Below are 21355 nucleotides of genomic sequence, written 5' to 3' on the forward strand. Positions count from 1 at the left end.
GCTGCTTTTCTTCGTTGAGCGGGATATGGGTCGCGGCCGGCGCCGCCGACGTGCGGATGCGCACATCGGCGGCTAACCATTTCGGTCTCAGCCGAGGGCGGGCTTGGCCGTCGCCAGCGCGGGCTCGGAGGGCCCGAGGCCGAGCCAGTTCCGGCGGGCGGGCTTGAGCACGAGATAGGCCAGCGTCGCGGTGATCAGGTCCAGCGCGATGGCGATGCAGAACACCGGCATCCAGCTTCCCGCCCCGTCGTAGATCGCCGCAGCGACCGGACCGCCGAGCAGCGAGCCCACCCCCTGCGCCATGTAGAGGAAGCCGTAATTCGTGGTGGCGTGCTTCGTCCCGAAGGTGTCGGTCAGGAGCGAGGGGAAGAGCGAGAAGATCTCCCCCCAGGCGAAGAACACCACCCCCGAGAGCAGGGCGAAGGCGTAGGCGTTCTCGCGGAACACCAGGAGCAGGGCGATGGCCGCCGCCTCGCCCGAGAAGGCGATGGCCATGGTGTTCTCGCGCCCGAACCTGTCCGAGACCCAGCCGAAGAAGGGACGGGTCAGGCCGTTGGTGATGCGGTCGAAGGTGAGCGCGAAGGGCAGCGCCGCGAAGCCGAACACCATGGCGTCGGCCACCCCGAAGGAGCGGGCGAAGGAGGCGAAGTTGGCCACCACCATCAGGCCGCCCGTCGACATCATCGCCATCATCGCGAACATCAGCCAGAACAGCGGCGTTTTGAGCATGGCCTTCGGGGCCGTGTCGTGGGCGGCGGTGGCGAGGTTGACGGCCGGCGCCGGCAGCACCTCGTCGGCATGCGGCGCGCGCAGGCCCAGGGCCGCGATCAGGCCGATGGCGCCGAGCACGAAGCCGAACACGGTCAATGTATGCCGGTAGCCCGACGCCGCCAGCATGTCGGTGATCGGGAAGGTCGAGAGCATCGCGCCCATGCCGTAGCCGGCGGCCACGATGCCCACCGCGAAGCCCCGGCGGTCGGGGAACCAGCGCACCATCAGCCCGACGATGCCGACATAGACGATGCCGGTGCCGAGGCCGCAGAACAGCCCGTAGGTGGCGTAGAGCCCCCAGATCGTCGTGACCTTGGCGGCGAGCACCCAGCCCAGGCCAGACAGCACCGCGCCGAGCGCGATCATCAGCTTGGGGCTGAACCGGTCGATCAGGTAGCCCTGGATCGGCGAGAAGAAGGTCTGGAGGACGATCAGGATCGTGAAGGTCCACTGGATCGTCGGCAGGCTGGCGCCCGTCGTCGCCATCAGCGGCTTGGTGAAGAGCGTCCAGACATATTGCGGGCTCGAGATCGTCATCATGACGACGAGGCCGAGCGCGAGCTGCACCCAGCGGCGCTTCGAAATTGTTGTATCCATAATACACTCCACAGGACCGCCGGGAGAAGGCAACATCCGCGCCAGCGGCTGCCTTCCCGGCGTCGCGGGGAGCGCTCAGAGACCCTCGGCGCCTCCGTCCGAGCGCGGATCGTGCACCGCCTCGACGCGGCCGTTGCCGGGATGGCGGATCAGCATGCCGGCATGGCCCAGCGAATCGATATAGGGGCCGCCGAGCTCCTCGACGTCGTGGCCGCGCGCGCGCAAGGCCCGGATGCAGGCGGGATCGAAGCGATCCTCGACCTTCACCGTGAGCGATTCCGCGCCCCAGGTACGGCCGTAGAGCAGGCGCGGCGCGTCGACCGCGTCGGCCGGGCTCATGCCGTAATCGGCGTAGCGGGTGAAGATCTGCGACTGGAACTGAGGCTGCCCGTCCCCGCCCATGCTGCCATAGGGCATGACGCGGCCGTCGTCGAAGACGGCGAGCGCCGGGATCAGGGTGTGGAAGGGGCGCCGGCCCGGCTCCAGCGGATTGACGGCGTTCGGATCGAGGGAGAGCGAGGTGCCCCGGTTCTGCCAGCAGATGCCGGTGGCCGGCAGCACCGTGCCCGAGCCGTATTCCCAATAGACCGACTGGATAAAGGACACTGCCATGCCGTCCTTGTCGATGGCGCCCATCCAGACGGTGTCGCCCTCGTCGGGGCGGCGGATCGGCAGGCTCGCTGCCCGGTCCATGCGGATCGCGCCGGCCTCGCGGGCGAGGAACGCGGGATCGAGGAAGGTCGCCGGGTCGTGCCTCAGGCGGTCGAAATCCGTGACCACGCGGTCGCGCACGGAGAAGGCCCGCTTCGTCGCCTCGATCAGCCCGTGATAATGGTCCGGCGTCTCCGGCGCCGTGACGTTCAGCCGGTCGAAGAGCCCCAGGATCATCAGCGCCGCCAGCCCCTGGGTCGGGGGCGGGAAGTTGAACAGCGTGGCGTCGCGCCGCCGCAGCGAGAGGGGCGCCCGCTCGCGGGCCGCGTAGGCTTCGAGATCGGCGCGCGTGACGGGGGCGCCGAGCCGCTCCAGATCGGCGGCGATCTCCCGGCCGAGATCGCCCCGGTAGAAATCGTCGAGCCCGGCATGGGCGAGCTGCTCCAGCGTCGCGGCGAGGGCCGGCAGCCGCCGGATCTCGCCCTCCGGCCAGGGCTTGCCGTCCTTCAGGAAGGTCGCGGCGAAGTTCGGGGCGCCGTGGAGCGTGTCGAGCTCCTGGGGCACGTAGCGCGCCTCGCTCGGCGAGACCGGGCAGCCCTCGCGCGCATGGCGGATCGCGTCGGCGAGGAGCGCGGAGAGCGGCAGGCGGCCGCCCAGCGCACGGGACAGATCGAGGGCGAGGCTCCAGCCGCCGATGGTGCCCGCCACCGTCACCGCCGCGTCCGGCCCGCGCGAGGGAATCGCGTCGTATCCCTTCTCGCGGTAGCGCCGGATGGTGGCGAGGCTGCCGGCGGGCCCGCAGGCCTCGATGCCGCGCACCCGGCCTCCGGGCTCGCGCACCAGCCAAAAGCCGTCGCCGCCGATGCCGTTCATGTGCGGGTAGACCACCGCGATGGCGGCGGCCATCGCGACCATGGCCTCGATGGCGTTGCCGCCCTGCGCGAGCACGCCCTGGCCGGCCTTGGCGGCGAGCCGGTGAGGGGCCGCGACGGCGGCGGTGGCGAAGACGGGGGTTTCGGGCATGGTCGCGTCCGATGCGAAGAGGGAAGCCGGCGCCGGGCGGACGCAAGACGGGCGCCGCCGCAGGCGCCCGGCGCCGATCCGCCGGATTTTTCTTTGGAAGGCGGAGCGTCCTGCTCAGGCGCCCCGCGCCGCGAGGCGCCGCTCGATCGCGTCCCAGACGGAGACCGCGAGATCGGGCCCGCCGAGCCGGCGGATGGCGCGGATGCCGGTGGGCGAGGTCACGTTGATCTCGGTGAGATGCCCGTCGATCACGTCGATGCCGACGAGGATCAGGCCGCGCCGGCGCAGCTCCGGGCCGATGGTCGCGCAGATCTCGCGCTCGCGTTCGGTGAGGTCGGAGGCCGCCGCCGCGCCGCCGCGCACCATGTTGGAGCGGATGTCGTTCACCGCCGGCACGCGGTTGATCGCGCCCATGGGCTCCCCGTCGACGAGGATGATGCGCTTGTCGCCCTCGGTGATCTTCTCGAGGAAGCGCTGGATCACCCAGGCCTCTCGGAAGGTGGCGGAGAAGAGGTCGAACATCGAGCCGAAATTCGGGTCTCGTTCGGACACCCGGAACACGGCGGCGCCCCCGTGCCCGTGCAGGGGCTTCATCACCACGGTGCCGTGCTCGGCCCGGAACGCCTCGATCTCCGCCTTGTCGCGGCTGATCAGCGTCGGCGGCATCAGCTCGGGGAAGTCGAGGACGAAGAGCTTCTCGGGAGCGTTGCGCACCTCCCTCGGGTCGTTGACGACCAGGGTTGAGGCCGGCAGGCGCTCCAGGATATGGGTCGCCGTGACATAGGCCATGTCGAAGGGTGGGTCCTGGCGCATCAGCACTACGTCCGCTTCCGCGAGGTCGACGCGGCGGATCTCGCCGAGGCTCGCATGCGCGCCCTCCACGTCCTGCACGCTCAGGTCCTGGACGCGGGCCGTGACCCGCCGGCCCTGAAGGGAGAGGCGGTCCGGCGTGTAGTAGATCAGGCGATGCCCGCGCGCCTGCGCCTCGAGCAGCAGCGCGAAGGTCGTATCTCCGGCGATCCTGATCGCCTGGATCGGGTCCATCTGGACCGCAACGGTGAGGCTCATCGTCTTCCCTCGAACCCCCGTCCGATACCGCGCCGCCCCCTCCCGACGCGGTCAGTCGTCCTGGAAGGACTTCGTACCCGTCTTCTTGTCGTAGACGCCGATGGCCTTGCGGCAATCGGGGGAGAGCCGCTTGCGGTTCTTCGTCATGCAGGCCTCGGCCTCGTCGCTGTTGGGGTCGACGCCTGCGCAGAGGCGGAAATAGTCGTTGGCACAGCCGAGCTGCAAGCCCTGGTCCTCGCGCTGCGCCATGACCGGGCTCGCCAGCATCGGCAGCACGACGCAGGAGGCCCCGAGCAGGGCCAGCAGGCGCCGCTTGAGGCGCGTGGGGAAGCGACGGGGTCCGGCGGTATCCGCTCGCATGAAGCTCTGTCCTTCGTCCTGAGCGCGCATGGGGGAGGGCATATCTGCCGGCGCGCCGGGGAGGCAAGCGTCGCCGGGCGCGGGAGGTTCCCCTTGTTGCCACCGGGTGACAGGCGGCCGGGACGGGGGCCGGACAGAAAGAGGGCCCCGCGCGAGACGCACGGGGCCCAAGTCAAAAGGGAGGAAACGCCCGCCATGGGCTCAACAGGCCATGCAAGTCACCTGCCAGCCGGAAAACCGGGCCGTGGAGCGACCGCCATGTGCGCTTCGACAACGCTCCGTTAACCATGTCGTGCTGATTTTCGCTCGTACCGACGAGACACCCTGCCGACGTCCCCGTCCGGGGGACCGGCCGCGATCCGCGCCGCCCCCGGTGAGACACGCAAGGAGCTTCGACATGGCCTGCGACACGATGCCCGCCCCTCCGCCCGGCCCCTCGGCGCCCATCCGCGCGCGGACCGGTTCGGTGGTCCCCTTCCCGACCCACCGCCTTCGCCAGCGCGACGCCCTGCGCGACGACGAGCCGCGCGGAAAAATCCTGCTCTTCCTCGGCGTGCGCTACGAGCGCATGCCGGAAGCGGTCGAGCCGGCCCCGCGCCGCCGCCGCCGCTCCTGAACGTCCGCGTCGGAAACCGTGCCGCCGCGCCCGCCCCGCTCGCGCTGGATCCTGGCGCCGCTCGTCCTGCTCGGGGCCTGCGCGCAGGAGGGCGATTTCGGCCGGCCGAAACCGGGCGCCTGGAACAGCCTCGTCGAGACCACCGGCACCCTCGCCGCCCGCACGCGCGGCGAACCGGCCTCCGCCTTCGCCTTCACGGACGACGAGACGGTCTTGCGCGATCGCGCCTGGCGCTTCCTGATGCCGGCCTTCACCCGCGACGCCTTCCTCGACGTCCTCGCCAACCTCACGCGCACGCGGGTGCTGCCGCCCTCCTGGCGCTGGCCGGAGGTGGCCGACTATCACGATTCGCTGATGGCCGGGGCCTTCCGCTCCCCGGTGTCGCGCTACCGCCGGCTCGGCGACGACATCGTCGCGGACGGCCGCCTGATCCCGCTCTTCGCCGCGACGGCGCAGCGGGTGATCGACGCCGACGCGCTCAGGCTGCGCAGCCTGCCCTTCGTCAAGACCCTGGAGGACGACGACGTGCGCGAGGCGGCGATGCGGGTGGGCGAGAACCGCTGCCTCATCGCCTGGGTCCGCCTCGCGGCGGCCGAGCGCGCCGAGGGCTACCGCTACGCGCTGGAGCATCTGCTCATCGAGGTTCCGGGCACGGAGGCCGTCGCGGCCGAGCGCGCGCTCACCGGATTGGCCGGGCGCCGGGCGCTCCTCGATCCGCTGCTGCCGCCGGACGCCGCCATCCGCTGCGGGCTGGCCCCCGGCGCCACCGCCGCCGCGAGCCTGCCGCCGCCGGCAGCCCCCCTCGTCGTGAAGAATTAGGACGGGGCGGTCTCAGCCCTTCGGCTTGGCCGGCTCGTCGCCGGGGGCGTCGAGGGTGCAGGACACCGCCTGGACCGCCTCGTTGGCGGCCGGACGCTGGCTCGGCAGGCCGGCGACGACGCGCATCACCACGAAGCCCTTCGCCTCCGGCGCGACGATGCGCACGTCGCGGCTCGGCTCGTTCTCGTCGTCGTTGGCGAGCGCCTCGTCGTACTGGGCGCGGGTGAGGATCACGAGGTCGAGCGCCCCGCGCACGGCCGCCTGATCGGTCACGGCATAGAACGAGCCGCGCCGCCCGTGCACGGCGAGCGACAGGGCGAGCGGCCCCGTGCGGGCCGAGACGCGCATCGGGCCGTCCCCGAGATCGTAGGCGCAGACGCCCACCGCCACCGCCGGATCGGGGATCGGCAGCCACGCCTCGGCCGGGGCCGGGTTGTCCCCGGTGGCGAGGGTATAGATGCGCAAGGGATGGTCGAGGCTCTCGCTCGCCTGCGCCCGCGTGAGCGCGTCCGATTCCGAGAGCAGCGGGATCGCCAGCACCGTGACGATATGGACGATGCCGGCCATCACCAGCCCGGCCGCCGTGGCGAGGAGGAAAGGCGCCTTCATCGGGGGCATCCCACGCGGGTGATCGCGGGGAGCGCGTCCCGGTCGAGGGAGGCGACGCTCGCCGCGACCGGCGTGTCGTAGAGGCGCAGGGCCAGCCGCAGCGGACCGCTGGCGCGCGGGGTCGGCAGCCAGTTGCCGGGCTCGACCTCGGGGCTCAGCGTCACGACGAAGCGGCCGTCGCGCTCGCGCAGCACCTCCGTCGAGGTGAAGCCCTCGCGCAGCAGCGGCCGCTCGGGATCGCGCTTGCCGCGCCCGGCGACGGTGAGCGTCCAGGCGCGGGCGGGCGGGGTGTTGCCGGCGATGCGGTAGGTGCAGCCGGCGTCGAGCCCACGCCCGGCATCGTCGCTCGCGGCGGTGAGCAGCATGCCCTCCCCGATGGCCAGCGCGATCTCGCCCCGCCGCGCGTTGACGGCGCGGGTATAGGGATCGGAGCCGACGGAGCCCGAGCGCGGCCAGGCCGTCCAGCTTCCCACCGGAACCCCGCCGAACGGATAGCCGCCGCGCGTCGCCCAGTCGGCGCTCCCCAGCCCGAGCCCGGCGCCGAGCGCGAGGGCGTAGAGCGAGAGCCAGACCCGCGAGGAGCGCGTCACGACGCGGCGCAGGCCGCGCCGGAGCGGACCCGCCTCCTCGCCCGAGGCAGCCTCCGAGCCGGTGATCGTCTGCGCCCCACCGCTCACGCGAAAAAAGCCTCCGCGCTCACGGGGTCGCGAAGCGGCCGGCGGGACGGTTGCCCTCGGCGAAGCTGCCGCCGGCCGGCCCCTCGGCCCCTGGCTTGAAGCCCGCCGGGGCGGCGGGCGCCACGTCCCGGAAAAGCCCCGTCAGGCCGCCGATGACCTCGAAGGAGCGCCGCGACAGCTTGCCGGAGGCGCCCGGCTGGCTCCCCGGCGCGGCGTCGTCCGCCTTGGCCTGCGCCGCCGGGCGGCCGCCGTCCTTGAGGCCCGGCAGGGGCTTGAGCTCGATGCCCTTGTGGGCGGTCTCCATCACGTCGTGCCAGGTGAGGCCGGGCAGCGAGCCGCCGGTCATCTTGTTGGTGGAGGTGTGGTCGTCGTTGCCGTACCAGACCGCGCCGACGTAATTGCCCGTGTAGCCGACGAACCAGGCGTCGCGGTAGGCGTTCGTCGTGCCGGTCTTGCCGGCGATCTTGACGCCCTCGATCTGCACGCGCCGGGCCGTGCCCTCCTCGACCACCTTGTTCAGCATGTAGTTCATGTCGGCGACGACGCCGGTCGAGAGCACCTGCTCGGGCTTCTCGTCGGAATGGCGGTAGATCACCTCGCCGGAGGAGTTCTTCACCTCCATCGCGGCGTAGGGCGTGGCGCGCTTGCCGCCGTTGGCGAAGACGGCGTAGCCCGCCGCCTGGTCGATCACCCGCACCTCGGCCGAGCCGATGGGGAGCGAGACCGAATCCACCAGCGGCGTGGTGATGCCCATGGCATGCGCCGTCTCGATGATCTTGACGCGCCCGGCCTTGGCGGCCTGGAAGTCGCCCTTGATGCCGACGGCCTTGCCGAGCGCGATCGAGACCTTGATCGGGATCGTGTTGATCGACTTCGCCACCGCGAGCCACATGGGCTGGCGGCCGGAATAGGAGCGGCCGTAGTTCTGCGGGCACCAGTTGCCGAGGCACACGGGCGAATCGACCACCGTGGTGTCCGGCTTGAACACGCCCGAGGCCAGCGCCGCGGCATAGACATAGGGCTTGAACGAGGAGCCCGGCTGGCGCAGCGCGTCGGTGGCGCGGTTGAACTGGCTCTCGCCGTAATCGGCGCCGCCGACCATGGCGCGCAGGGCCCCGTCGGGATCGAGGATGACCATCGCCGCCTCGTCGACGTCGTACTGGTCGCCGAACTTGCGCAGGGTATCGGCCACGACCTCGTCGGCGCGCTTCTGGAGCGGCACGTCGAGCGGCGTCTTCACGGTGAGCACGCGGTCGTTCTTGAACTTGCCGGCGTCGGCCATGGCCTTGATCTCGCCGAAGGCCCAGTCGAGGTAATAGTCCGCCGTGATGTCGCGGGTGCGCGTCACGGGGGTCGCCGGGTTGCGCAAGGCCGTCTGGATCTGGCCTTCGGTGAGGAAGCCGGCCTCCACCATGTTGTGCAGCACGTCCGCCGCGCGGGCGCGGGCGGCGGGCAGGTTGACGTGGGGCGCGTATTTCGTCGGCGCCTTGAACAGGCCGGCGAGCATGGCGGCTTCCGCGAGGCTGATGTCCTTCAGCGGCTTGCCGAAATAATAATCCGCCGCGGCAACCGCGCCGAAGGTGCCGCCGCCCATGTAGGCGCGGTCGAGATAGAGCTTCAGGATCTCGTTCTTGGTCAGATGGCTTTCGAGCCAGAGCGCCAGGAAGGCCTCGTTGATCTTGCGCTCCAGCGAGCGCTCGTTGGTGAGAAAGAGGTTCTTGGCGAGCTGCTGCGTGATCGAGGAGCCGCCCTGGGTGTTGCCGCGTCCGCGCGAGTTCGAGACCACGGCGCGTAAGGTCCCGATCGGGTCGATGCCCCAGTGCTCGTAGAAGCGCCTGTCCTCCGTCGAGACCAGGGCCCGGATCATGATCTCGGGAAACTCGTCGAGCTTGAGCGAATCGTCGTGCTTGATCCCGCGCCGGCCGACCTCGGTGCCGTAACGGTCGAGGAAGGTGACGGCGAGGTCCTGTGCTTTGAGCCAGTTGTCGCTGGTCAGGTTGAAGGCGGGTTGCGCGAGCGCCAGCATCAGGATGCCGCCGCCGGTGCCGATGGTGACGCCCTCGCTGGTGAGGTCGAGCACGACGCGCTTCCAGCCCCGGAAGGCGAAGACGTTCATGCGCTCGCGGAAGCGCCCATAGGCCTCGCTGCCCGAGCGGCCGCTGTCGTAGAGGCTGGCATTCACCCAGGCGTCGAAGGCCAGCGCGGCGCGCTTGACCTGCGTGACGATCTGGCTGGCGTTCGGCAGGCGCACGAATCCGCTTCCTCGGGTTGCCCGCGCGCCTTGCGGCCGGAGCCTGCGGCTGGGCGACGAGAGCCGGCCGACCGCTCTTCTCTACCAAGCCGCATGGCCCGCCGCGAGGGCTTAAGCGCCGGGCGCGCGGCGGGTTGCGGCCGCGTGCCGTCAACCCGTCGTCAAGGTTAACCGGCAATGCGGCGCGGCGGTGGCGGCGGGGCGGACGGGTTGCCGGGCGCGTCCTCCTCCGGCAGAGAGGGCGCGACAGCCTCCACGCTCCCGCACGGGTTCGACCGATGACCGACAGACCGCGCCGCGGCCATACGGCCGATGCGCCGTTCTGGCGCAGCAAGACCCTCGAGCAGCTCTCGCCCGACGAGTGGGAGAGCCTCTGCGACGGCTGCGGCCGCTGCTGCCTGATCAAGCTCGAGGACGAGGATACCGGCGAGGTCTACCACACGGATATCGGCTGCACGCTCCTCGACGGGATCGGCTGCCGCTGCCGGGACTATCCGCGCCGCCAGAAGCGGGTGCCGGACTGCGTGCGCCTGACCCCGGAGACCGTGCGCGCCCTGCCCTGGCTGCCGCCGACCTGCGCCTATCGCCTCGTGCGCGACGGCCTCGACCTCTATCCCTGGCACCCGCTGGTCTCCGGCCGCAAGGCGAGCGTCCACGAGGCCGGCATATCGGTGCGCGGCAGGCTCGCCGGCAACGAGGAGGAGTTCTCCGCCGACGAGCTGCCCGACCGGATCGTCGATTGGCCGGGCGCCTGTCCGGGAGAGCGCTCCTAGATCAGGTCCTCTCCGGCGTGCCGGAGCGGCGGGAGAGGAGGCGCCCGCCCGCCAGCCCGTTGATCCAGACCACCCCCGCGACGGCCAGAGCATGGCCGGCGAGATCGGTGGCGGTGGCATCGTGCGGGTGGAAGGGCAGCAGCAGCACCGCCGCCGCCGCCGAGGCCGCGAGCCCGCCGAGCACCGCCGTCAGGGTCGGGTGAAGCGGGCAGGCCCGGCGCAGCATCCACACGAGCAGCACCGAGAGCGGCAGCGAGAAGCCGACGATGAAGGCGAAGCAGCCCTCCATCTGGTGCGCGTCCGGCAGGTCGGTGCCGCCCACGACGACGCCGCGCAGGCAGCCGAGCCCGCTGGCCCCGATCCACAGCAGCGCGGGCGGCACCGGCAGCAGCGCCCAGCGCAGGGAGCGGCCCGGCACGCTGATCTGGAAGGCGGCGAAGGCCGCCGCAGCCGCCGTCAGCAGGGCGCCGAGGGCCGCGAAGCGCAGATCGGGAACCGCCATCCGGCCGGCGAGCGCCGGCATGTCGGCCATGGGCATGAGCGCGAGGCCGAGCCCGGCGGCGACGCCGAGCCAGGAGAGGGCGCGCCACAGCGGCGGCGGCAGGCGCCGCACCGGCGAGAGCCCCCCGGCCAGCCGCTCGACGAGGTCGTCGTGACGCGACGCCTCAGACATCCCCGTTCTCCTTCCCGCGCGAGAGATTCGCGCGCAGGGCCTTCAGGGCCCGGTGCAGGTTGACCTTGAGCGCGCCCTTGCTGCGGCCGGTGATCGTCGCGGTCTCGTCGAGGGAGCGCTCGCGGAAGGCGAGATGCTCCACCGCCTCGCGCTGGCCCGGCGGCAGCGCGGCGACGGCCGCCGCGAGGGTGCCGTCGCGCTCGCGCGCCTCCAGGGCCTCGCCGGGCAGCGGGCCGGCATCGCCATGGGCCTCGTAGGCGAGGGGATCGTGGACCTCCTGGGGACGGCGGCCCTTGCGGCGCAGGGCATCGATGGCCCGGCGCTGGGTGATGGCCCGCAGCCAGGGCAGGAAGGGGCGTGCCGGATCGTAGGTGGCGCGCGCCCTGTGGAGCGTCAGCAGCGTGTCCTGCACGACATCGTCGACGGCATCGCCCCGCGCTCCCTGAGCCCGCGCCATGCCGGCGATCACCGGCACGCAGGCGCGCAGCAGGCGGCGATAGGCGGCCTCGTCCCCGGCCTGGGCGGCGGCCATGTCGGCCGAGAGCCTCTCGTCGAGCAGCATCGTCGACCCGTCCCGGCGGCGCGCCGCGGCGGTTTCTCTTACGGCGCGCCGGTCCGGGACGGAAGCCGCCATCGGACCGGAGGCGGCGGCGAAGTGGCCCATGCCGTAGGACAGGTTCATCGGACCCTCTTCGGTGACGGGCGGACGGCCGGGCCGGGAGACCCGGCCGCCGCGCCCGAGCGGCTCGGTGCAAGCGGGCTCAGTGCTTGTCGCCGTCCTTCTTCATGGAGTCCTTCGCCATGGAATCGTGCTTCATCGAGTCGTGCTTCATGGCGTCGTCCTTCTTCATGGAGTCCTTGGCCATGGAGTCGTGCTTCATCGAGTCGTGCTTCATGGCGTCCTCCTTCTTCATGGAATCCTTGGCCATGGAGTCGACGGCGAGGGCGGGAGCGGCGGCGAAGCCCAGCGAGAGCAGGGCGGCGGAGGCGGCGAGCAGGGAACGGCGCATGGGATCGATCCTCGGTCCTTGGTTGGGCGAGGCCGGGAGGAGCCCCGGCGTCGCAGGGTCTTCGCCGGCAACCGCCGGCGGTTACGTCCGGCGCGGCGGATTCAGGACGCGGCGCCGAGCCGGGCCGCGCCGAGGATGCGTCCGTCCGGCCCCTGGAGCAGCACGGCGGCGTCCGTGCCCTGGGGCAGCGGCGTCGCGAGGGTCTGCGCCGCCCCCGTCCAGCGGCCGAGCCCGCGCACGGAGCGCACGATGTTGGCCTGGGTGATGCTGCGCCCGGCGTTCTCGCCCCGCGCCACCGCCGTGGTGTGGGCACGGTCGAAGCCCACGAGGGTCAGCGTGCCCGATCCGCTGCCGGCCGCGACAGAGACCACGAGCTCGCCGCCCCTGCGGCCGAGGGAGAGCGCCGTCGCCCCTTGCGCCTCCGCCCGCGCCTGCCCGATCGCCGCGTCGACCTCGCCGCGCCGCGAGCCGACGACGCTGCGGCGGCCGTCCACGACGAGCTGCGGCGTGAAGCTGCCCTCGCCGAGCCGCGCGGCGTACTCGGACTGCCGCTCGGTGGCGGCGGGCAGGGAGAAGGTGTCGCGCCAGTCGAGCCCGTTCCAGTAGGTGACGTGGAAGGCGAGCGGCAGCACGTCGCCGCCCCGCGCGGCGTATTCGCCGAGCAGCGCCTCGGCGGGCGGGCAGGACGAGCAGCTCTGCGAGGTGAACAGCTCGATCACCACCGGCCGCTCGGCGGCCCGCGCGGGAAGGGCCGCGAGCAGCGGCAGGGCGAGAAGGAACAAGGGTCTCATGAGGGGCCTCCGGCATTCCCGTCGAGGGATGCCGAAGCTTCGCGGGGGGCGTCCGCGCGGTTACGCGCTCACGGCTCCAGCCGGAACCGCGCCACGTCCGCGAGCAGTTCCGCGAACGCCTTCGCGCCGTGGTCGAGGGCCGCATGGCCGGCCTCCGCCGTGCCGAGCCGGGCATCGCCCAGCGCGCCGGAGGGGTGGAGATCCTGCGCCTTCCAGGCCAGCGCGGCCGGACGCCCGGCGCGCAGATGCGCGAAATCGCGCGCCATCGAGAGGCTGCGGGAGGGGAAGTCGGCGACGGCCTCGCGGCGCACGAGGTCGGGCCGCAGGGCCAGCATCAGCGCCGTCTCGATACCGCCCGCATGGATGCCGTGGGCGATCTCCTCGGGCGGAAACAGGCCCTCCGGGTAGCCGAGCCGGCTCCACGAGGTGGTGACGGCGACCATGGCGTGGCGCGCGCGCAGGGTCCCCGCGACGAGATCGATCAGCGCGCTGTTGCCGCCATGCGAGGTGACGATGACAAGCCGCCGGCATCCGGCGGCGGCGACGCCGGCGCCGATCTCGGTCCAGGCATGCAGGGCCGTCTCTGTGCCGAGCGTCAGCGTGCCGGGATAGGCGTCGTGCTCGTCGGACTTGCCGATCGCCTGCACCGGCAGGACGAGGGCGTCGACATCCGCCGCCACATGGGCCACGAGCCGCGCGAGATAGCCTTCCGCGATGATGACGTCGGTGGCGAGCGGCAGGTGCGGCCCGTGCTGCTCGACGGCGGCGACCGGAAGCACGGCGACCGCGCCCGAAAGCGCGCCGCAATCCAGCGTGGTCAGGTCGCCCCAGGCGCGTACCGGCATGGAAAAGGCCCCGTCGAGGCCCGGCGGCGGGCCCCGGCGGGTTTACGGCAAGGCCGGGCGCCGGGAAAGCGCCGGACCCGTCAGCGCCGTCTCAGGATGAGGCCCAGCCCGAAGGCGGCCGCCGCCACGACGAGCAGGGTCGCCATGCGGTTGTCGTCGGCCTTGTGCGCCAAGGCGCGGCTACGCTCGATCGCCTCGCCACGGTAGTGCCGGCCGCGCTTGAGCGCCTCGTCGCGGTAGTGGATTCCCCGGTCGACCGCCTCGTCGGCCAGGGCGCGACCGCGCTCGCGGGTCTCGGCATAGGCGCGCTCGCCGTCCCGGCGAAGGTGCTCCGCGCTCTCGCGGGCGCGGCCGTAGCCCGCCTGCATGGCGCCGGCCACCTGGTCGACGGCGCCCTCGACCTGCTGGCGCGGGTGTCCGGTGAGCGCGCCCAGCGCCGTCTTCCCGCGCCCCCGGAGGTGGCGCACGCTGCCTTCGATACGGTCTCGGTTCATCGTCTATGGTCCTCGTTGGCTCGAAAGGTCTGCGGATCGAACGCGCGCGGGCGCGATCAGATGCGGCCGGCGGCGTTCCGCACACCGTCCTTGACCTTGCCGAGGGTTTGCTGGGCCTCGCCCTTCAGCTCCTGGACCTTGCCTTCCGCCTGGAGGCGGGTGTTGCCGGTGGCCTTGCCGACGCCCTGCTTGAGGGTGCCGGCGGCCTCGTTGGCGAGGCCCTTGATCCTGTCCGTGGTGCTGCTCATCGAAACGTCTCCGTGATGGCGTTCGCGGCCCGCGTCGACCGAAGTCGACGGCCGCTCTCGGCAGACTGAACAGGGGGCTCCGGCAAAGGTTCCGCGCGGAGCAGGACTCGGCGCACGGCCGCGAAACCCGGCGGAAGACCTCGGCGGCGGCGTCCGGCGTGCAAATTTTCTTGGGCACGACCGCAATTTTTTGCGGTGGGACCGGCCCGCCGGCTCGGCTACGGTGACGGGCATTCAAAATACCAATCTCCGATCCCTCGCCGGGGCCCATGCTTTGCAGACGGCCACCGCCGAGGTAATGCCGAACGGGACATCAGGGACGAGGCTGTGCAAAGCGCCGCGCCCTCAAAGGACTAGGGACGGGAAGCCATGAGCATCGCGATCGTCGGCGCCGGCGCCATCGGCGGCCAGCTGGGCATCAAGCTCGCCCATGCGGGGGAGAAGGTCACCTTCATCGCGCGCGGCGCCAACCTGGAGGCGATCAAGGCCAACGGCATGCGCCTGATCGAGGAGGACGGCTCCGAGATCCATGTGCGCGACGTGCGCGCCACGAAATCCATGGAGGAGGCCGGCGTCCACGAGGTCGTGCTGCTCACCGTGAAGGCCCATCAGGTCGGCCCCATCGCCGAGGACCTGCGCCATCTCATCGGCCCCGAGACCGTCGTGGTGACGATGCAGAACGGCATTCCGTGGTGGTACTTCGCGCAAGGGCATGGCGGCGACTACGCGGGCGCCCATATCGAATCGTCCGATCCCGGCGGGCTCATCGCCAAGCATCTCGACCCCAAGCACGTCATCGGCTCGGTGGTCTATCCGGCCGCGATCCTCACGCAGCCCGGCGTCGTCAAGGTGGTGGAAGGCAACCGCTACACCCTGGGCGAGCTCGACGGTACCGTCTCGGGCCGCGTCGAGCGCCTCTCGGAGCGGCTGACGAAGGCCGGCTTCAAGTCGCCGGTGACGAGCGACATCCGCGGCGAGATCTGGCTCAAGCTGTGGGGCAACCTGAGCTTCAACCCGATCTCCGCCCTCACCCACGCCACCCTGGTGGACATCTGCCAGTTCCCCGACACCCGCGCTCTGGCGCAGTCGATGATGGAAGAGGCGCAGACCATCGCCAACAAGCTCGGCATCACCTTCCGCGTCGGCATCGATCGCCGCATCGCGGGGGCCGAGAAGGTCGGCGCGCACAAGACCTCGATGCTCCAGGACGTCGAGAACGGCCGGCCCATCGAGCTCGAGGCGCTGGTCGGCTCGGTGATCGAGCTGGGCAGGCTCACCGGCACCCCGACGCCGCATATCGATACGGTCTACGCGCTGATGCGCCTGCTCTCGAAGAGCCTCGACACCGTCGACGGGCGGCTGTCCATCGCGGCCGGCTGAGACGTCGGGACGGAGGTTCGTCCCGAAATATTCGCGCAGGTCCCCGCGTCCCGATCGGGACGCGGGGAGGGTCAGGACCGGCTCCCGGCCCCCCTCGGCGACGCGGATCGCCGCTCAGCAGCTCGTGCGCCGGCCTTCCTTGCGGCCGAAGACCTTGTAATGCGCCGCGCCGGACGGAACCTGGCCGTTGCGCACCGCGCGCAGGACGTCCGGGTTGCAGCGCAGGTACTCGCGCTCGTCGAAGCCGTAGGACCGGCCGCGATCCCGGTAGTCGTCGTCGCGGTCGCGGGAATCGCGATAGCGGTCGCCCCGCTCCCTGTAGCCGTCCCGGTCGCGGTATCCGTCGCGATCCCGGTAGCCGTAATCGCGCCCGTCATAGCCTTGCGCCGAGACGCCGACGGCGCCCATCAGGCTCAGACCAACCGCCGCTGCCGCCAACACTGCCTTCATGTCGCCTGTGCTCCTGATCGCCGGCTGGAAACGCCCGCGTCGAGAATTGGTTCGACGGACCCCGCCGTCGACGCGGAAAGCCGCGTCCGGGCTATGCGGCATCCCGGCCGGCCAGACCAGGGCCTTGTCCGCGCGGCCGCGACAAGGAGAGGACGGTCAGGCCGCCTAGATCTCGATCTCGGTGCCCACCTCCACCACCTGCCGGGTCGGCACGCAGAAGAAGGCGCCCGTGCGCTCGCCGTTGCGCTGCATGAAGGCGAAGAGCTTCTCGCGCCAGTCGGCCATGCCGCGCTTGTCGCTCTTCGGCAGGACGGTCTCGTGGCCGATGAAGACCGTGAGGTCGTCCACGAAATGCGCCGGCAGCTTGCCCGCCCGCACGGCGCAGGCGAGCCCCTCGGGGATCGAGGCGTCCTGCATGAAGCCGTAGCGCAGGATCACCCGGTAGAAGTCCGGTCCGATCGGCAGCACCTCGGCCCGCCCGCTCTCGGGCACCGTCGGGCTCTCCTCGTAGAGCGCCGTCACGATGAGCACGCGCTCGCACAGGGCGTGGCTGCGCTCGACGAAGCGCGACAGATGCAGCGGGATGCCGTGGGTCGCCGAGGACAGGAAGGCCGAGGCGCCGGGAAGCCGCACGGGCGGATTGACCCGGATCTGCTCCAGGAAGGTCGCCTCGGACTGGCGCATGGCCGTGCGGGCGTCCTCGACGAGGCCGGTGCCCTTGCGCCAGGTCAGCATCATCAGCGCGACGAGGAAGGCGAGCACCAGCGGGAACCAGCCGCCCTCGACGAGCTTCACGCTGTTGGCGCTGAGGAAGACGAGGTCGACGGCGAGGAAGACCCCGTTCACCACCATCACCGCGACCGGATTGTAGCCCCAGCGCAGCGCGATCAGGGCCGCGAGCAGCGTGGTGATCGCCATCAGCAGCGAGACGGCGATACCGTAGGCCCCGGCGAGGGCGTCGGATGAGCCGAACACCAGCACCGCCGTCAGCGTGGCGGCGGCGAGCAGCCAGTTCACCACGGGCACGTAGATCTGGCCGCGCTGGTCGCTCGCCGTCTGCACGATGCGCATGATCGGCAGGAAGCCGAGCTGGATCGACTGCTGGGTCAGCGAAAAAACGCCCGAGATGATCGCCTGCGAGGCGATCACGGTGGCGAGGGTGGCGAGCCCGACGAGCGGATAATGCGCCCAGTCCGGCGAGAGCCGGAAGAACGGGTTCTCGATGGCGTCGGGCTCGGCGAGCAGCAGCGCGCCCTGCCCGAAATAGTTCAGCACCAGCGCCGGCAGCACGCAGGCGAACCAGACGATGCGGATCGGCCGTGCCCCGAAATGCCCGAGATCGGCATACATCGCCTCGCCCCCCGTCACCGCCAGGAAGGCGGCGCCGAGCATGGCGAAGCTGACATGCAGCCCGGCATGGGTGAGGAAATGCACCGCCTTGAACGGGTTGAGCGCGGCGAGGATCGCCGGCTCGTGCACGATCCCGCCGATGCCGAGCAGCGCCAGCACGACGACCCAGAGCAGCATCACCGGACCGAAGATGCGCCCAATGAAGGCCACACCCCGGCTCTGGACCAGAAAAAGCCCGACCAGGATGGCGAGCGTGATCGGCACCACGAAGCGGCCGAGCGCGGGCGCGTCGACCTTGAGGCCCTCCACGGCGCTGAGCACGGAGATGGCCGGCGTGATGGCGCCGTCGCCGTAGAGGAGCGCGGCGCCCACCAGCCCGACCACGAGGAGCCAGGCCTGCCAGGTGCCGGGCCTCGCGTGGCGGGCGCCGAGCAGCGCCAGCATCGCCACGATGCCACCCTCGCCGTGGTTGTCCGCGCGCAGGATCAGCACGGCGTATTTCAGCGAGACAATGAGGATCAGCGCCCAGAAGATCAGCGAGACGGCGCCCGTCACCGCCGCCGGGTCGGGGATCGTCGCGCCCGCGCTCGCGGCGCGCACCGCCTCCTTGAAGGCGTAGAGCGGGCTGGTGCCGATATCCCCGTAGACGACGCCGAGCGCGCCGAGCAGCAAGGCCGGCCTCGCCGTGCCGGTCCCGTGGCCTGCGGCGTCGGAACCGGCCGTGCCGGAGGCATCGCACGAGGAGGCTTGGCTCACGGGTCGTCCTCCGGCGCGGCGTCCGAGTCGGCCGGCGCGGCGAAGGTAGGGGCAGGCGGGGGCGGGTAAAGGGCGCGAGGCGGCGCGATCCCCAGGGACGGCGGCCGCCGGCGGTCACAGCCTCGTGTGGAGGCCGAGCAAGGGGGCGAGCGCGTCGAGCAGAGTGTCTGGACAGGGGGCGCCCCGGCGCAGCACGATCGCGGGGGCCGCGATCCGGCGGGCCAGGGCCTCGGCCACGGTCTCCGGCGCGACCGGCGCCTCCAAGCTTTCGCTGACCACCACCGCGCCGAGCCGCACGCCGCGCCCGGCGAGCACCTCGGCGGCGGTGAGCGCGTGGCTGATGGCGCCGAGATAGCTGCCCGAGACCAGAAGCGCCGGGAGCCCCAGCGCGACGAGCCAGTCGAGGCCGGTGGCGTCGGCCGAGAGCGGGCTCATCAGCCCGCCGACTCCCTCCACCAGCACCGCCGCGTCCTCGGGCGCCTCGCCGATGCGGCGCCGGCACCAGTCGATCACGGCTTGCGGGTCGAGGCCGCGGCCCTCGCGGGCGGCGGCGAGATCGGGCCCGAGGGCGGCGGCGAAGCGCCAGGGCGTGCAGGCCGCGACCGTCGCCGGCGTCGTCGGCAACCCGAGGGCGGCGAGCAGGATCGCGGTGTCGCTCCCCGCGAAGGCCGGGTCGCCGAGAGGCGGCACGCCGCTCGCCACGGGTTTCAGCGCCAGGACGGCGCGCCCTTCGGAGCGCAGCCGGCGCGTGAGCGCTGCGGTGACGTAGGTCTTGCCGATCTCCGTGCCGGCGCCGGCGACGAAGAGCCCGCGTTTGCTCACGCGGGTGTCACTTCTCGACGAAGGCCTTCTCGATGACGTAGTGGCCGGCCTCGCCGTGGTTGCCCTCGACATAGCCGCCGTCGGAGAGGAGCTGGCGGGTGTCGCGGATCATCTCCGGGGAACCGCAGAGCATGAAGCGGTCGGCCTCGATGGACATCGGCGGCAGGCCGATATCGGAAAACAGCTTGCCCGAGGTCATCAGGTCGGTGATCCGCCCGGTGTTGCGGAAGGGCTCGCGGGTCACGGTCGGGTAGTAGATCAGCTGCTCGGAGATGGTCTCGCCGAGGAACTCGTGGTTGGGCAGCTCTTGCGTGATGGTGTCGCCGTAGGCGAGCTCCTCGATCCGCCGGCAGCCATGCACCAGCACGACCTTCTCGAAGCGCTCGTAGGTCTCCGGGTCCTTGATGATTGACAGGAAGGGCGCCAGCCCGGTGCCGGTGCCGAGCAGGTAGAGATTCTTGCCCGGCAGCAGGTTGTCGAGCACCAGGGTGCCGGTGGGCTTCTTGCCGACGATGATCGGATCGCCGACCTTCAGATGCTGGAGCTTGCTCGTCAGCGGGCCGTTGGCGACCTTGATCGAGAAGAATTCCAGCTCTTCCTCGTAGTTCGCCGACACCACCGAATAGGCCCGCAGCAGCGGGCGCCCCTCGACCTCCAGCCCGATCATCGTGAACTCGCCGTTGCGGAACCGGAAAGACGGGTCCCGCGTCGTGCGGAACGAGAACAGCGTATCCGTCCAGTGATGGACCGAAACCACACGCTCCTCGTTGAACTTGCTCATCGCCGAAAGGGTCCTCGGTAGGGTCGAGTCGTAAACGTCGCTCGTCAACGTGGCGGCGTCTTCTCGCACCTGCGGGATATCCGTCAAGTCACGATCGGATCATGGCCGCCGCGCATGGGTCGGATGGCTGTCCTAGTCTGGAACGGCTCTTGGTTTCGCGCCGCCGTTACAGGGACCTCGACCCGGCCTTTCTCGCGGACGGAGACGCGGTCGACGGGCCTGCGAGTGCGCTCAGAACCCCGTCGGCCGGCCGGCCGCGACCACCAGCATGCGGCCGTCGCCGAGGGTGCGGGCGGCGGCGCGGCGGATATCGGCCTGCGTCACCCCGGCGACCATGTCGTTGCGCCGGGCGATGTAGTCCATGCCCAGCCCCTCGAAGGCGATCTGCACGAGCTGGTGCGCGATCTTGGTCGAGGTGTCGAAGCCGAGGGCGTAGGAGCCGGTCAGGTAGTCCTTGGCCTTCTGGAGCTCCTCGTCCGTCGGGCCCGCCTCGATCAGCCGGGAGATCTCCTCGCCGATGACGGTGAGGGCCTCGCCGACGCGCTCGTTCTTGGTGGCGGTGTAGCCCCAGACCATCGCCGCCGAACGGTGGCTGACCAGCGAGGTGCCGACCGAATAGGCGAGCCCGCGCTTCTCGCGGACCTCCTGGAAGAGCCGCGAGGTGAAGGAGCCGCCGCCCAGGATGTGGTTGAGCACATAGGCGGGGATGAAGTCCGGGTCGCGCCAGGCGACGCCGGTCATGCCGAAGCGGATCACCGACTGCGGCACGTCGAGATCGACCACCACGCGGCCGCCGATGCCCTGGACGGAGGCGCGGGGCACCGCGCGCAGCGGGCCGGCCTCCGCGAGGGCGCCGAAGGAGCGCTCGAGGGCGGCGGCCAGCGTCTCGGCGTCGATGTCGCCCACCGCCGCGACCTTCAGGGCTCCCCGCCCGACGATCCGGGCATGCATGGCGAGCAGGTCGTCGCGGGTGATGGCGGCGACGCTCTCGATCGTGCCCGAGGAGGGCCGGCCGTAGGGATGGCCGGCGAACGCCTCCTTGAAGAAGCGGCGCGAGGCCATCACGCCGGGATCGTTCTGCTGGTAGCGCAGGCCGGCGACCATCTGGCCGCGCACGCGCTCGACGGCGTCGTGGTCGAAGCGGGGCTTGGCCAGGGCGAGGGCCAGCAGGTCGACGGCCTCGCCAACATGCTTCGTCAGCATCTTGAGGGAGCCGCCGATGGCGTCGGGCCCGGCATGGAAGGAGAGCTCGATGGCGCGCGCCGCGAGCCGCTCCTGGAAGGCGTCTGATGAGAGGTCGCCCGCGCCCTCGTCGAGGAGGCGCGCCAGCATCTGGGCGCAGCCCGCCTTGCCCTCCGGGTCCTGCGCGGCGCCGCCCTCGAAGGTGAAGGCCAGCGCCACCAGCGGCACCACCGGCGAGGGGACGTGCCACGCCTCGATGCCCGCCGCCGTCTGCACGGGGAGCGCATGCGCCGGAGAGCCTGCGGCGGGACGGGTCGCCGTGTCGGCGAGGTTGGCGGCGAGAGTCATGGACGAGCCT

The 21355-nt window shown here is 71.5% G+C and carries 23 protein-coding genes; 4 read left to right on the forward strand and 19 right to left on the reverse strand.

Going from position 1 to position 21355, the window contains the following annotated elements:
• Window positions 1-87: 87 nt before the first annotated feature.
• The 4 genes from oxlT to ACP56T_RS06360 form a co-directional block, all read right to left on the reverse strand.
• Window positions 88-1368 (reverse strand): oxalate/formate MFS antiporter, encoded by a 1281-nt coding sequence (gene oxlT / locus ACP56T_RS06345; protein WP_430911284.1) that lies wholly within the window; start codon window positions 1366-1368, stop codon window positions 88-90.
• Between the two features lie 75 nt (window positions 1369-1443).
• Window positions 1444-3042 (reverse strand): gamma-glutamyltransferase family protein, encoded by a 1599-nt coding sequence (locus tag ACP56T_RS06350; RefSeq protein WP_430911285.1) that lies wholly within the window; start codon window positions 3040-3042, stop codon window positions 1444-1446.
• Window positions 3043-3156: 114 nt separating this feature from the next.
• Complete coding sequence (gene gshB / locus ACP56T_RS06355) at window positions 3157-4110, reverse strand: glutathione synthase (RefSeq protein ID WP_430911286.1); 954 nt, start codon at window positions 4108-4110, stop codon at window positions 3157-3159.
• A gap of 51 nt (window positions 4111-4161) precedes the next feature.
• Window positions 4162-4377, reverse strand: a complete 216-nt coding sequence (locus ACP56T_RS06360; RefSeq protein ID WP_430911478.1) for a hypothetical protein — start codon at window positions 4375-4377, stop codon at window positions 4162-4164.
• 490 nt (window positions 4378-4867) lie between these two features.
• Between ACP56T_RS06360 and ACP56T_RS06365 the strand changes: the two genes are divergently transcribed.
• Both ACP56T_RS06365 and ACP56T_RS06370 read left to right on the forward strand, forming a co-directional pair.
• Window positions 4868-5086, forward strand: coding sequence for a hypothetical protein (locus ACP56T_RS06365; protein ID WP_430911287.1), 219 nt, complete (start codon window positions 4868-4870; stop codon window positions 5084-5086).
• 18 nt (window positions 5087-5104) lie between these two features.
• On the forward strand, window positions 5105-5905 hold the full coding sequence (locus ACP56T_RS06370) for a hypothetical protein (RefSeq protein ID WP_430911288.1): 801 nt from the start codon (window positions 5105-5107) through the stop codon (window positions 5903-5905).
• A 12-nt stretch (window positions 5906-5917) separates the two neighbouring features.
• On the opposite strand, the gene ACP56T_RS06375 is transcribed toward ACP56T_RS06370, so the two are convergent.
• The 3 genes from ACP56T_RS06375 to ACP56T_RS06385 form a co-directional block, all read right to left on the reverse strand.
• On the reverse strand, window positions 5918-6514 hold the full coding sequence (locus ACP56T_RS06375; RefSeq protein ID WP_430911289.1) for a DUF1254 domain-containing protein: 597 nt from the start codon (window positions 6512-6514) through the stop codon (window positions 5918-5920).
• Window positions 6511-7116: a DUF1214 domain-containing protein gene (locus ACP56T_RS06380; RefSeq protein ID WP_430911479.1), complete on the reverse strand. Its 606-nt coding sequence runs from the start codon at window positions 7114-7116 to the stop codon at window positions 6511-6513. Before ACP56T_RS06380 ends, ACP56T_RS06375 begins: the two co-directional genes overlap by 4 nt.
• A gap of 94 nt (window positions 7117-7210) precedes the next feature.
• On the reverse strand, window positions 7211-9442 hold the full coding sequence (locus tag ACP56T_RS06385; RefSeq protein ID WP_430911290.1) for a transglycosylase domain-containing protein: 2232 nt from the start codon (window positions 9440-9442) through the stop codon (window positions 7211-7213).
• A gap of 278 nt (window positions 9443-9720) precedes the next feature.
• On the opposite strand from ACP56T_RS06385, the gene ACP56T_RS06390 reads away from it, so the two are divergent.
• Window positions 9721-10215 carry a YcgN family cysteine cluster protein gene (locus ACP56T_RS06390; RefSeq protein WP_430911291.1) on the forward strand — a complete coding sequence of 165 codons (495 nt, stop codon included), beginning with the start codon at window positions 9721-9723 and terminating at the stop codon, window positions 10213-10215.
• 1 nt (window position 10216) lies between these two features.
• On the opposite strand, the gene ACP56T_RS06395 is transcribed toward ACP56T_RS06390, so the two are convergent.
• From ACP56T_RS06395 to ACP56T_RS06425, 7 genes are all read right to left on the reverse strand, one after another.
• Window positions 10217-10888, reverse strand: a complete 672-nt coding sequence (locus tag ACP56T_RS06395; RefSeq protein WP_430911292.1) for an NrsF family protein — start codon at window positions 10886-10888, stop codon at window positions 10217-10219.
• Window positions 10881-11450: a sigma-70 family RNA polymerase sigma factor gene (locus ACP56T_RS06400; protein WP_430911480.1), complete on the reverse strand. Its 570-nt coding sequence runs from the start codon at window positions 11448-11450 to the stop codon at window positions 10881-10883. The genes ACP56T_RS06395 and ACP56T_RS06400 overlap by 8 nt, the downstream gene beginning before the upstream one ends.
• A 199-nt stretch (window positions 11451-11649) precedes the next feature.
• Window positions 11650-11898, reverse strand: coding sequence for a pentapeptide MXKDX repeat protein (locus tag ACP56T_RS06405; protein WP_430911293.1), 249 nt, complete (start codon window positions 11896-11898; stop codon window positions 11650-11652).
• Between the two features lie 101 nt (window positions 11899-11999).
• Window positions 12000-12689: a DUF1223 domain-containing protein gene (locus tag ACP56T_RS06410; protein WP_430911294.1), complete on the reverse strand. Its 690-nt coding sequence runs from the start codon at window positions 12687-12689 to the stop codon at window positions 12000-12002.
• Window positions 12690-12757: 68 nt separating this feature from the next.
• Window positions 12758-13534, reverse strand: a complete 777-nt coding sequence (locus ACP56T_RS06415) for a creatininase family protein (protein WP_430911295.1) — start codon at window positions 13532-13534, stop codon at window positions 12758-12760.
• An 80-nt stretch (window positions 13535-13614) separates the two neighbouring features.
• Window positions 13615-14028, reverse strand: a complete 414-nt coding sequence (locus ACP56T_RS06420; protein WP_430911296.1) for a CsbD family protein — start codon at window positions 14026-14028, stop codon at window positions 13615-13617.
• A 56-nt stretch (window positions 14029-14084) separates the two neighbouring features.
• The gene (locus ACP56T_RS06425; RefSeq protein WP_430911297.1) at window positions 14085-14276 is read right to left on the reverse strand and encodes a CsbD family protein; all 192 of its coding nucleotides are present in this window, start codon (window positions 14274-14276) and stop codon (window positions 14085-14087) included.
• A 369-nt stretch (window positions 14277-14645) separates the two neighbouring features.
• Between ACP56T_RS06425 and ACP56T_RS06430 the strand changes: the two genes are divergently transcribed.
• Window positions 14646-15656, forward strand: a complete 1011-nt coding sequence (locus ACP56T_RS06430) for a 2-dehydropantoate 2-reductase (RefSeq protein WP_430911298.1) — start codon at window positions 14646-14648, stop codon at window positions 15654-15656.
• Between the two features lie 114 nt (window positions 15657-15770).
• Here the strand turns inward: ACP56T_RS06430 and ACP56T_RS06435 are convergent, their stop codons facing one another.
• The 5 genes from ACP56T_RS06435 to ACP56T_RS06455 all read right to left on the reverse strand — a co-directional run bounded on the left by ACP56T_RS06435 (window position 15771) and on the right by ACP56T_RS06455 (window position 21345).
• The gene (locus ACP56T_RS06435; protein WP_430911299.1) at window positions 15771-16106 is read right to left on the reverse strand and encodes a hypothetical protein; all 336 of its coding nucleotides are present in this window, start codon (window positions 16104-16106) and stop codon (window positions 15771-15773) included.
• 165 nt (window positions 16107-16271) lie between these two features.
• The gene (locus ACP56T_RS06440) at window positions 16272-18128 is read right to left on the reverse strand and encodes a potassium transporter Kup (RefSeq protein ID WP_430911481.1); all 1857 of its coding nucleotides are present in this window, start codon (window positions 18126-18128) and stop codon (window positions 16272-16274) included.
• Between the two features lie 198 nt (window positions 18129-18326).
• Window positions 18327-19034: a dethiobiotin synthase gene (gene bioD, locus ACP56T_RS06445; RefSeq protein WP_430911300.1), complete on the reverse strand. Its 708-nt coding sequence runs from the start codon at window positions 19032-19034 to the stop codon at window positions 18327-18329.
• Window positions 19035-19041: 7 nt separating this feature from the next.
• Window positions 19042-19815: a ferredoxin--NADP reductase gene (locus tag ACP56T_RS06450; protein ID WP_430911301.1), complete on the reverse strand. Its 774-nt coding sequence runs from the start codon at window positions 19813-19815 to the stop codon at window positions 19042-19044.
• Window positions 19816-20046: 231 nt separating this feature from the next.
• A complete protein-coding gene (locus tag ACP56T_RS06455) occupies window positions 20047-21345 on the reverse strand; it encodes a M16 family metallopeptidase (protein ID WP_430911302.1) in 1299 nt (432 codons plus the stop codon).
• Window positions 21346-21355 lie beyond the last annotated feature (10 nt).

Origin of the sequence: Methylobacterium endophyticum, from assembly GCF_050591105.1 — a bacterium.
Lineage (GTDB): Bacteria > Pseudomonadota > Alphaproteobacteria > Rhizobiales > Beijerinckiaceae > Methylobacterium.